This window comes from Streptomyces sp. WM4235 (genome assembly GCF_001279725.1).
Classification (GTDB): Bacteria; Actinomycetota; Actinomycetes; order Streptomycetales; family Streptomycetaceae; genus Streptomyces.
The window spans coordinates 48,853-59,783 of record NZ_LGDE01000338.1; the positions used below are offsets into that span (position 1 = coordinate 48,853).

Genomic DNA, 10,931 nt, shown 5'->3' on the forward strand with positions numbered 1-10,931 from the left:
ACACGCGGCCCGGCGGTACGCTGACCTCGCCCAATCCGCATGTTCGAAGGGAAGCGCCCCATGCCGCTCGAAGCCGGCCTCCTGCAGATCCTCGCCTGTCCCGCCTGCCACTCGCCCCTCGACGACAAGTCGGCCGACGAGACCACCCCCGAGCTGATCTGCACCGGCCAGGACTGCGGCCTCGCGTACCCCGTCCGTGACGGCATCCCGGTCCTCCTCGTGGACGAGGCCCGCCGCCCCGCCTGACCCGCCCGCGCAGACGCTGAGACCGGTTCCGTCCCCCGGGGCCCTCGCCCCCGGGTCCGTCCACACACAGCCGGAGGCCGCCATGCTCGACGAGTCACTCCTCGACGACCCGGACGCCCTGGTCCGCGCCGACCGCCGGGGCCTGCTCCGCGGCGCCGCCGACGCCGGAGCCAGGGTCCGCACCGCCGCCCGGCACGCCGCCGAGGCCGGCCTGGCCGACCTGCGGCCCGACGGCCGCCCCCGCGCCGTGCTCATCGCCGGCTCCGGCACCGCCGCAACCGGCGTCGCCGACCTGCTCGGCGCCCTCGCCGGCGCGTCCGCGCCCGTCGTCCGCCTGGACCCCACCGGCGTCGCCCACGCCTCCGGCGCCCTGCGCTGGACGCTGCCCGGCTGGGCCGGACCGGTCGACCTGCTGCTCATCGCCACCACCGACGGAACCGAGCCCGGACTGGGCCTCCTCGCCGAACAGGCCTACCGCCGCGGCTGCACCGTCGTCGCCGTCGCCCCCGAACGCTCCCCGCTGACCGAGTCCGTCGACGGCGCCCACGGAGTGCTCGTACCGATGGCCCGGGCCCCGTACCAGGAGTACGACGAATCCGCCGCGGCCGGCCCCGGCGCCCTGTGGGCCCTGCTCACCCCGCTGCTGGTCCTCCTCGACAAGGTCGGACTCGTCACCGCGGCCCCCGCCACCCTCCAGCTCGTCGCCGACCGGCTCGACCGCACCGCGGAGCGCTGCGGACCGGCCATCGTCACCTACTCCAACCCGGCCAAGACCCTCGCCTCCGAACTCGCCGAATCCCTCCCGCTCATCTGGAGCGAAGGCCTCGGAGCCGGCCCGGCCGGACGCCGGTTCGCCGCGACCCTCGCCGAACTCGCCGGCCGGCCCGCCCTCGCCGCCGAACTCCCCGAGGCACTGCCCGCACACGGCGTGCTCCTCGCCGGGGCCCTCGCCGCCGGCGCCGACCCCGACGACTTCTTCCGCGACCGCGTCGACGAACCCCAGGCCCTGCGCGCCCGCGTCGTCCTGCTGCGCGACCGACCCACCGGCGGCCTCAGCGCCGCACCCGCCGCCCGCGAGCTCGCCCTCGGCCACGACACGGCCATCAGCGAACTCGAACCGGAGGAGGGAACCGAGTTGGAACAGCTCGCCGAACTCCTCGCCATCACCGACTTCGCCACCGCCTACCTGGCGTTGGCGTCAGGGGGACACCGCTGAGGCACACCCGTGCCCGCCTGCCCAGCCCCACATCAAGACCCAGGAAGACGACGATGGACCGTCTGACGAACACCATCCGCCCCTACGCCTGGGGATCGACCACCGCGATCCCCGCCCTCCTCGGGGTCGAGCCCACCGGTGAACCCCAGGCCGAGATGTGGATGGGCGCCCACCCCGGCGCCCCGTCCCGCCTCGATCGCGGAGCCGGCGAGGTCAGCCTCTCGGACGTCATCGCCGCCGACCCCGAGCGCGAGCTCGGCGCCGCCACCGTCGCCAGGTTCGGCCCCCGACTGCCCTTCCTCCTCAAGCTCCTCGCCGCCGGCGCCCCGCTCTCCCTCCAGGTCCACCCCGACCTGGAACAGGCCAGGGCCGGCTTCGCGGACGAGGAGCGCCGCGGCGTCCCGATCGACGCGGGCCAGCGCAACTACAAGGACGCCAACCACAAGCCCGAGATGATCTGCGCCCTCACCCCCTTCGACGGCCTGTGCGGCTTCCGCGCCCCGCTGGAGACCGCGGAACTCCTCGCCGGCCTGGAGGTCGACTCCCTCAAGCCGTACGTCGACCTGCTGCACGCCCACCCCGAAGAGGCCGCGCTGCGCGAGGTCCTCACCGCCGTCCTCACCGCCGACCGCACGGAGATGGCCCGCACCGTCACCGAGGCCGCGGCCGCCGCCGCGCGCCTCGGCGGCCGCTACGCCCCGTACGCGGCACTCGTCCACGACTACCCGGGGGACCCCGGCGTCATCGCGGCCATGCTGCTCAACCACGTACGGCTCCAGCCCGGCGAGGCCATGTTCCTCGGCGCCGGCGTCCCACACGCCTACATCGACGGACTCGGCGTCGAGCTGCTCGCCAACTCCGACAACGTGCTGCGCGCGGGCCTCACCCCCAAGCACGTCGACGTTCCCGAGCTGCTGAAGATCGTCGGCTTCGAGTCCGGCGACCCCGCGGTGCAGCGCCCCGAAGGCGGCGCCGAGGAGGTCTACGAGACCCCCATCGACGAGTTCCGGCTCTCCCGCTTCCTCCTCGCCCCCGGCGGCGCCCCCCGGTCCCTCCCCGACACGGCCCCGCAGATCCTGCTCTGCACCGCCGGCGCCCCGCAGGCCGGCGAACTGACCCTGGCCCCAGGCGAGTCCGTCTTCGTACCGGCCGGCGAAATGGTCGAACTGTCCGGTAGCGGTACCGTCTTCCGCGCCACCGTCGTGGTCTGACGTACCGTCCCTACCGGCGGCTGCGACAATATGCGGCCGTAGCGCGGCTCCCCGGCCCAGGGGCGCCGCATCGAGGAAGGGACACCCAGCACCCATGAGCGCGTCGGGCGGTACCAGGGCGATCGTGGCGGCACTCGCCGCCAACCTCGCCATCGCCGTAGCCAAGTTCGTGGCCTACGTCTTCAGCGGCTCGTCGTCGATGCTCGCGGAGAGCGTTCACTCGCTCGCGGACTCCGGCAACCAGGGGCTGCTGCTCCTCGGCGGCAAGAAGGCCAAGCGCGAGGCCACCCCCCAACACCCCTTCGGGTACGGGCGCGAGCGCTACATCTACGCCTTCCTGGTGTCCATCGTGCTGTTCACCGTCGGTGGCATGTTCGCCATCTACGAGGGCATCGAGAAGATCAACCACCCGCACCCGATCGAGCAGTGGTACTGGCCGATCGGCGTCCTCGTCTTCGCGATCATCGCGGAGTCCTTCTCCTTCCGCACCGCCATCAAGGAGTCGAACGAGATCCGCGGCTCGCTCACCTGGGCCCAGTTCGTCAAGCGCGCCAAGGCCCCCGAGCTTCCCGTCGTCCTCCTCGAAGACCTCGGGGCGCTCATCGGCCTGGTCCTCGCCCTCGGCGGCGTCGGTCTGGCCCTGGCCACCGGCGACGGCGTGTGGGACGGCATCGGCACCCTCTGCATCGGCGTCCTGCTGATCATCATCGCCATCGTGCTCGCCGCCGAGACCAAGTCGCTGCTGCTGGGCGAGGCCGCCGGCACCGAGGACGTCGACAAGATCACGGCCGCCCTGGTCGACGGTGACGTGGTCACCGGCGTCATCCACATGCGCACCCTGCACCTCGGCCCCGAGGAACTGCTCGTCGCCGCGAAGATCGCCGTCCGGCACGACGACACCGCGACCGAGGTGGCCAACGCCATCAACGAGGCCGAGGCCCGCATCCGCGCCGCGGTCCCGATCGCCCGGGTGATCTACCTGGAGCCGGACATCTACAACGCCGAGGCCGCCGCGGCCGGCGCCAACCCCGCGGCCACCCCCGGCGGCGATCCCGCCCACTGACACACCCCGAGAACGTGCGAAGGCCCCCGCCGCCCACCGGCCGCGGGGGCCTTCGCACGTCCCGGCCCGGCTACGCGATCTCGCGCAGCACCGCGAGGACGGCCCGCTCGTCCGGTGCGGACCGCAGCCGGGCCCGGAAGTCGACGTCCATCAACTTGCGCGACAACAGGGCCAGGATCCGCAGGTGTTCGTCACCGGCGGCCGCCTCCGGCACCGAGATCATGAAGACCAGGTGGGCCTTCGTGCCGTCCGGCGCACCCCACTCGACGCCCTCGTCGGACCGGGCGAAGCCGACCGTGGGACTCGTCACCGCGTCCGTCTTGGCGTGCGGGATCGCGATCGACTCGCCGAGCCCCGTCGTCCCCCGCGCCTCCCGGGCGAGGGCGACCCGTACCAGCTCCTCCACGTCACGGACGTTGCCGGTGGCCGCGAGCATCTCCGCCATCTCGCGGATCGCCGCCTCCTTGGTGTCCGCGACCAGCTCCGTCCTCACGGTCCGCGCGGTCAGGTACCCGGAGAGCACCTCGGCCCCACCGTCTTCCGCGCCGTCGTCCGTGCCGGCCGAAGGCCCCGCCACGACCGTCGTGTTCGCGGTCGCCTTCGCGCCGCCGGCACCGGCACCGGCACCGGCGGCCCGCGGGGCCGGGACCGACCCCTCGGTCGCGCCCGCCGCACCCGCGCCCACCCCGACGAGCACCGGCTCGGGCACCGCGCCCGGTACCGGCACGGAGGAACGGCTCCGCCGCTCCTTGATCCCGATCAGCGCGTTGGTCGTCAGCGCGGTGACCGCGACACCCGCGGCGATGGCGACGAAGAACATCGCGAGACCGCTCACCGCGCCGAACAGCGCGACGATCGGACCGCCGTGCGGCACCGAGTTCTCGACCCCGGCCATGCCCGCGACGGCGCCGGCCACCGCCCCGCCGAGCATGTTCGCCGGGATCACCTGCGCCGGTCGCGCCGCGGCGAACGGGATGGCGCCCTCGGATATGCCGAAGAAGCCCATGAAGAGAGCGGCGATGCCCGTCTCCCGTTCCTGATCGCCGTAGAGCTTGCGCCGCAGCAGTGTGGCCAGGCCCTGGCCGAGCGGCATGACCGGGATGGCGGCGGCGGCCATGCCCATGACGGCATTGTTCGTGCCGATGAGACCCACGGCGACGAGGAAGGCCGTCTTGTTGACCGGACCGCCCATGTCGAAGGCGATCATCAGACCGATGAGGGCGCCGAGCACGATCGCGCTGGAGCCGGTCATCCCGTTCAGCCAGTCGGTCAGGTGCGTGAACACCCAGGAGATCGGCCGCCCGATCACGTAGATGTAGAGCAGACCGAGGGCCAGCGTCGAGACGATCGGGATCACGATGATCGGCATGATCGGCTGGACGAACCTCGGGACCTTGACCTTCTTGATCCAGATCACCAGGTAGCCGGCGAGGAAGCCCGTCGCGATGGCGCCCAGGAACCCCGCGTTCGCCTCCGCCCCGTAGACGGTCGTGGCCTCCGCGGCCAGGAAACCGCCGAGCATGCCCGGCACCAGCGCGGGCCGGTCACCCAACGCGAAGGCGATGTACCCGGAGAAGATCGGCAGCATCAGCTTGAAGCCGAGGCCGCCGAGGGCGTTCACGTAGAACCAGAACGACCCCTCGTCGAAGGTGATGCCCTTCGCGGACGAGTGGCCGCCGAGCGCGATCGAGACGGCGAGCAGCAGACCGCCCACCACCACGAACGGGATCATGTGCGAGACGCCGTTCATCAGCGCCTTGTACGCGGCGCTGCGCTCGTTGCCGCCGCCCCCGGAGTTCTCCGACGACGTCGCCCCCGACTGCACCGGCGCGCTCCGCACCCGCTCGATCAGCTCCTCGGGCCGGTGGATCCCGTCCGCGACCCCCGTCGACAGGACCCGCTTGCCCGCGAACCGCGTGCGATCGACCTCCTTGTCGGCGGCGATGATGATCCCGTCCGCCTCATTGACATCGTTGTCATCGAGTACGTTCTCGGCCCCTATGGACCCCTGGGTCTCCACCTTGATGTCGACGCCGAGCCGCTCCGCGGCCTGCTGGAGCTTCTCCGCCGCCATGTAGGTGTGCGCGATCCCCGTGGGGCACGCGGTCACGGCGAGCAGCTTCAGGCGCTTGCCCACGCTCGCGCCCCCGCCACCGGGAGGGCCTGCCGGACTGGTCACTGAGATCTCCTTCGTGCCGTAGGTCCTGCGGGATCGCACTCACGACCCGATCCACCGCATCCTTCTACACGCGAGGGGCCGACCAAAAGACCGAAAGGCCCTGAACCCCTGCGCCGGACGGCCCGAGTCCGCTTGGCACTTCTTCTCCGGCCCGCTGGGGCTCACCGGGCCGGTCGGTGTAGATTCGTCACCAGTGTCAGGCGTCGCTGCTGATGGCGGTCGGGCGGTCCTCGTGACCGGCCGAGGGGAGAGAGGGCCCCCGACGGACTGTGCTCGGTGCACGGGTCCGCCCATGCACGGCTCAGCCGTACCCACCCTCTCGAACCATGAGGAGCAGCACCCATGGACTTCAAGGTCGCAGACCTCTCCCTCGCCGCCTTCGGCCGCAAGGAGATCACCCTGGCCGAGCACGAGATGCCCGGCCTGATGTCGATCCGCGCCGAGTACGCCGAGGCCCAGCCGCTGGCCGGCGCCCGCATCACCGGCTCCCTGCACATGACCGTGCAGACCGCCGTGCTCATCGAGACCCTCGTCGCCCTCGGCGCCGACGTCCGCTGGGCCTCCTGCAACATCTTCTCCACCCAGGACCACGCGGCCGCCGCCATCGCGGTCGGCCCGAACGGCACCCCGGAGAACCCGCAGGGCGTCCCCGTCTACGCCTGGAAGGGCGAGACGCTGGAGGAGTACTGGTGGTGCACGGAGCAGGCGCTGACCTGGCCGAACACCCCCACCGGCGGCCCGAACATGATCCTCGACGACGGTGGTGACGCCACCCTCCTCGTCCACAAGGGCGTCGAGTTCGAGAAGGCCGGCGCGGCCCCGGACCCGTCGACGGCGGACTCCGAGGAGTACGCCCACATCCTCACCCTGCTGAACCGCACCCTCGGCGAGTCCCCGCAGAAGTGGACGCAGCTCGCGTCCGAGATCCGCGGCGTGACCGAGGAGACCACCACCGGCGTCCACCGCCTGTACGAGATGATGGCCGAGGGCACCCTGCTCTTCCCGGCGATCAACGTGAACGACGCCGTCACCAAGTCGAAGTTCGACAACAAGTACGGCTGCCGCCACTCCCTCATCGACGGCATCAACCGCGCCACCGACGTCCTCATCGGCGGCAAGGTCGCGGTCGTCTTCGGCTACGGCGACGTCGGCAAGGGCTGCGCCGAGTCCCTCCGCGGCCAGGGCGCCCGCGTCATCGTCACCGAGATCGACCCGATCTGCGCCCTCCAGGCGGCCATGGACGGCTACCAGGTCGCGACCCTGGACGACGTCGTGGAGACGGCCGACATCTTCATCACGACCACGGGCAACAAGGACATCATCATGGCCTCGGACATGGCCAAGATGAAGCACCAGGCCATCGTCGGCAACATCGGCCACTTCGACAACGAGATCGACATGGCCGGCCTGGCCAAGATCGACGGCATCGTCAAGGACGAGGTCAAGCCCCAGGTCCACACCTGGAAGTTCCCCGACGGCAAGGTCCTCATCGTCCTCTCCGAGGGCCGCCTGCTGAACCTCGGCAACGCGACCGGCCACCCCTCCTTCGTCATGTCGAACTCCTTCGCGGACCAGACCCTGGCCCAGATCGAACTCTTCACGAAGCAGGCGGAGTACCCCACCGACGTCTACGTGCTCCCCAAGCACCTCGACGAGAAGGTGGCCCGCCTCCACCTCGACGCCCTCGGCGTCCGCCTCACCACCCTGCGCCCCGAGCAGGCCGCCTACATCGGCGTCAAGGTCGAAGGCCCGTACAAGGCCGACCACTACCGCTACTGATCCCCGACGGATCCGCGGCACGGCACCACAGGCAGGCCCCCGGCACCACGCCGGGGGCCTGCCCCGTCCCCGCCCCCAGGCCCCCGACCACCCAGGCCCCTGCGGCCATCCGAGAATTGGGACCCGATGCCCCGCGGCCGCTACTCGCTCCACGACCCGCACGACCACACGCCCCTCGGCGAGGAACACTTCCACTGCGCGCCCGGCCCCTCCGGATGGCGCTACGTCGCCCAACGCACCACCCCGAACGGCGATCACGCCGGCTCGGTGGACCTGGCCGTCGACGAGATCGGCCGCCCCATCCGGCTGGAGGTCAACGCCTCCGGCTGGCAGGTCCGCGGCGCCGCCATCGACGGCGTCACCTGGGTCCGCACCGACCCCGCCGGCGCGGAGGCCACCGAGGGCAACGTCCGGGCGCCCGGATTCACCGGCACCTCGCCGGCCTTCCTCATCGCGACGACCCGCCTGCTGCGCCTGACCCCGGGCGATCCCGCCACCCGCGTGCGGCTCCTGGCCCTGACCGACCCGGTCCTCGCCGCCCGCACGGTCGACCAGGCCTGGGAGCTCACCGGCCGCGAGGAACACCCCACCGACAGCGGCCCGCTCGCCGTGGACGCGTACCGCGTCACGGCCCTGGACACCGGCGAGGTGCACACCGTGCACATCGCCGGCGACGTCGTCCTCTCCGCCCCCGGCATCGAACTCGAACACCTGGAGACCCCGCCCTCGACGTTCGAGGACCCGGCCCCGTAGTCCCTCGCGGTCACCGCCTCACGCGGGCGGCGCGAACCCGGTCCCGCCGCGCGGCGGCTCGACGGGGGAGCCCTGCGCCGGAGCGACCACCGCGGGGTGGACGACCGGCGCGACCACCGGCGCCGTCACCACCGGCGCGGGCACCGCGGGCATCGCTCCGTACGGGACGGGAGCCGCTGCGGCCTGCGCTCCGTACGCGGCCGGCCGCGGAGCCGCCCGGAAGGCCCGCGCCGCGTCGCGCGACTGCCGCTCGTGCACGACGGCCATCAGGAACGCGGCGGCCGGCACCCCCGCAGGCGGCGGGGTCCCGGTACGCGCCACGACCTCGTCCGCGAGCTTCGCCGCCATCGCGGCGCCCGTGTGCGGGTCCAACTGGTTCATACGCGTCAGGTACTGCCTGATCGTCAGCCACAGTCCGTCCGGTACGGCCGACAGGTCCAGTCCCGTGAACCGCCCCGCCAGCCACGGCGGCGGCGGAGGAACCGGCATGACCCGCGCTCCGGGCACCCGCTCCCGGACCACGAGCGTCCCCGCGAACACGTCGCCGAGCCGTCGCCCGCGCGACGACACCAGCGAGGCGATGCACGCCACGCTCCCGAAGGTGATCAGCAACTCCACGACGCCCATCGCCCCGCGCACCAGCGCGTGCCGGAACCGGATGGGTCCGCCGTCCTCCCGCACCACGCGCAGCCCCAGCGCCAACTTCCCGAGCGAGCGTCCGTGGGTGAGCGTCTCCACGGCGATCGGGACACCGACCAGCACCAGCAGGAACATGCCCACCGACACGGCGGCCTGGGCCGCGTCGTCCAGCGAGGCCGTCGCGAACACGATGCCGATCGAGACGAGCAGGTACCCGGCGCCGTAGACGAGCGCGTCCAGACAGATCGCAAGCGCCCGGCTCGGCAGTCTCGCAGGCCTCAACCCCAGGACGACCGCGTCCCCCGTCACCAGATCGCTCACTGACGCGCACCCTTCATCCGCCCTGACCCGCCCCTGTTTCCCCCAGTCTGCCAAGCTGACCACAGGAGAAGTAAGCCGTAACGGCTGGGCTGGGGCAGGGGAGCGGTAAACGGAATGGATGTCGACGTCTTCGTGGCGGCCCACCAGGCGCAGTGGGCGCGTCTGGAACAGCTCCTCGGCCGGGGCCGTCGGCTCACGGGCGAGGAGGCGGACGAACTCGTCTCGCTCTACCAGCGCACCTCCACCCACCTGTCCCTGATCCAGTCGAGCGCCCCGGACCCGATGCTCATCGGCCGTCTCACGCAGCTCGTCGCGCGCGCCCGCGCCACCGTCACCGGCGCCCGCCGCGCCGGCTGGCGCGACGCCGCCCGCTTCTTCACGGCCGGTTTCCCGGCCGCCGTCTACCGCAGCCGCCGCTGGTGGATCCCCACGGCCGTGCTCTCGATAGCCGTCGGCGTCCTGCTCGGCTGGTGGATAGCCACCAACCCCGAGGTACAGAGCGTCATCGCCGCACCGGACGACCTGAGGCGACTCACCAAGCCGGGTGGCGAGTACGAGACGTACTACTCCAGCCATCCCGCGGCCTCCTTCGCCGCCAAGGTCTGGACGAACAACGCGCAGGCGGCCGCGATGTGCCTGGTCCTGGGCGCGTTCCTGGGGCTGCCGGTTCTCTGGATCCTGTTCCTGAACATGGCCAACCTCGGCGTCGGCATCGGTCTGATGGCTTCGGCCGGTCGCCTCGACGTCTTCCTGGGCCTGATCCTTCCGCACGGCCTGCTCGAACTGACCGCGGTCTTCGTCGCCGCCGGCATGGGCCTGCGCCTGGGGTGGACGGTCATCGACCCCGGGCCCCGCACCCGCCGCGCCGCCCTCGCCGAACAGGGCAGAGCCGCCCTCGGCATGGCCATCGGCCTCGCCTTCATCCTCTTCATCTCCGGCCTCATCGAGGGCTTCGTCACCCCGTCCGGCCTCCCCACCTGGGCCCGCATCACCATCGGCGTCGCCGCCGAGGCCGCCTTCCTGGTCTACGTCTACGTCCTGGGCGGCCGCGCCGCCCGAGCCGGCGACGTGGGCGACGTAGAGGAAGCCGACCAGACGGCGACGCTCCCCACCGCGGCCTGATGTGCGGACGAGCCGGCCGAGCTGCTAGTCTCCTCGTCGTCCCGCAAACACCGTTGACACGGTCGCAGCGGGGAGGTAGATTCGAACGGTTGCCTCGAACTGGACAAGTTCGGCAGTGATGGTTTAACGTCTCTCTCGCCCCCAGGAATTGAATTCCGAGTGGGCACAATCGACTCTTCTTCCAGAAAGTCTGAAGCCGGGAAATTCGGTGGAAAACCTCTGATAGAGTCGGACTCGCCGGAAAGGGAAACGCGAAAGCGAAGAACTGGAAAGCGAAACCCGCTTCGACCGGGAATCGGACAAGAAAGAGTCTGATAGAGTCGGAAACGAAGGAAGCGCCCGGAGGGCCTGGAAACAGGAACGAAGGAAGCGTCCGTTCCTTGAGAACTCAACAGCGTGCCA

At 71.6% G+C, this 10,931-nt stretch carries 9 protein-coding genes; 7 read left to right on the forward strand and 2 right to left on the reverse strand.

Going from position 1 to position 10,931, the window contains the following annotated elements; all coding sequences use genetic code 11:
* Positions 1–60 precede the first annotated feature (60 nt).
* The 4 genes from ADK55_RS22015 (at position 61) to ADK55_RS22030 (ending at position 3,736) form a co-directional block, all read left to right on the forward strand.
* Complete coding sequence (locus ADK55_RS22015; protein WP_053681314.1) at positions 61–246, forward strand: Trm112 family protein; 186 nt, start codon at positions 61–63, stop codon at positions 244–246.
* An 82-nt stretch (positions 247–328) separates the two neighbouring features.
* On the forward strand, positions 329–1,462 hold the full coding sequence (locus ADK55_RS22020) for an SIS domain-containing protein (protein WP_053681316.1): 1,134 nt from the start codon (positions 329–331) through the stop codon (positions 1,460–1,462).
* 53 nt (positions 1,463–1,515) lie between these two features.
* Positions 1,516–2,673: a mannose-6-phosphate isomerase, class I gene (manA, locus tag ADK55_RS22025; protein ID WP_053681318.1), complete on the forward strand. Its 1,158-nt coding sequence runs from the start codon at positions 1,516–1,518 to the stop codon at positions 2,671–2,673.
* A gap of 94 nt (positions 2,674–2,767) precedes the next feature.
* Positions 2,768–3,736, forward strand: a complete 969-nt coding sequence (locus ADK55_RS22030; RefSeq protein ID WP_053681320.1) for a cation diffusion facilitator family transporter — start codon at positions 2,768–2,770, stop codon at positions 3,734–3,736.
* Between the two features lie 70 nt (positions 3,737–3,806).
* Here the strand turns inward: ADK55_RS22030 and ADK55_RS22035 are convergent, their stop codons facing one another.
* The gene (locus tag ADK55_RS22035; RefSeq protein ID WP_053681322.1) at positions 3,807–5,915 is read right to left on the reverse strand and encodes a fructose-specific PTS transporter subunit EIIC; all 2,109 of its coding nucleotides are present in this window, start codon (positions 5,913–5,915) and stop codon (positions 3,807–3,809) included.
* 342 nt (positions 5,916–6,257) lie between these two features.
* On the opposite strand from ADK55_RS22035, the gene ahcY reads away from it, so the two are divergent.
* Positions 6,258–7,694, forward strand: coding sequence for an adenosylhomocysteinase (ahcY, locus tag ADK55_RS22040; protein WP_053681325.1), 1,437 nt, complete (start codon positions 6,258–6,260; stop codon positions 7,692–7,694).
* A 126-nt stretch (positions 7,695–7,820) separates the two neighbouring features.
* Positions 7,821–8,447, forward strand: a complete 627-nt coding sequence (locus ADK55_RS22045) for a hypothetical protein (protein ID WP_053681327.1) — start codon at positions 7,821–7,823, stop codon at positions 8,445–8,447.
* Between the two features lie 18 nt (positions 8,448–8,465).
* Here ADK55_RS22045 and ADK55_RS22050 read toward each other — a convergent pair whose 3' ends face one another.
* The gene (locus ADK55_RS22050; protein ID WP_053681329.1) at positions 8,466–9,407 is read right to left on the reverse strand and encodes an RDD family protein; all 942 of its coding nucleotides are present in this window, start codon (positions 9,405–9,407) and stop codon (positions 8,466–8,468) included.
* 114 nt (positions 9,408–9,521) lie between these two features.
* Here ADK55_RS22050 and ADK55_RS22055 point away from each other — a divergent pair, with 114 nt between their 5' ends.
* On the forward strand, positions 9,522–10,529 hold the full coding sequence (locus ADK55_RS22055; protein ID WP_053681331.1) for a stage II sporulation protein M: 1,008 nt from the start codon (positions 9,522–9,524) through the stop codon (positions 10,527–10,529).
* Positions 10,530–10,931 lie beyond the last annotated feature (402 nt).

Excerpts from the sequence above, each read along its gene's own strand:
- ADK55_RS22015 (WP_053681314.1), top strand. The coding sequence starts at position 61 with ATGCCGCTCGAAGCCGGCCTCCTGCAGATCCTCGCCTGTCCCGCCTGC.
- ADK55_RS22020 (WP_053681316.1), top strand. The coding sequence starts at position 329 with ATGCTCGACGAGTCACTCCTCGACGACCCGGACGCCCTGGTCCGCGCC.
- manA (WP_053681318.1), top strand. The coding sequence starts at position 1,516 with ATGGACCGTCTGACGAACACCATCCGCCCCTACGCCTGGGGATCGACC.
- ADK55_RS22030 (WP_053681320.1), top strand. The coding sequence starts at position 2,768 with ATGAGCGCGTCGGGCGGTACCAGGGCGATCGTGGCGGCACTCGCCGCC.
- ahcY (WP_053681325.1), top strand. The coding sequence starts at position 6,258 with ATGGACTTCAAGGTCGCAGACCTCTCCCTCGCCGCCTTCGGCCGCAAG.
- ADK55_RS22045 (WP_053681327.1), top strand. The coding sequence starts at position 7,821 with ATGCCCCGCGGCCGCTACTCGCTCCACGACCCGCACGACCACACGCCC.
- ADK55_RS22055 (WP_053681331.1), top strand. The coding sequence starts at position 9,522 with ATGGATGTCGACGTCTTCGTGGCGGCCCACCAGGCGCAGTGGGCGCGT.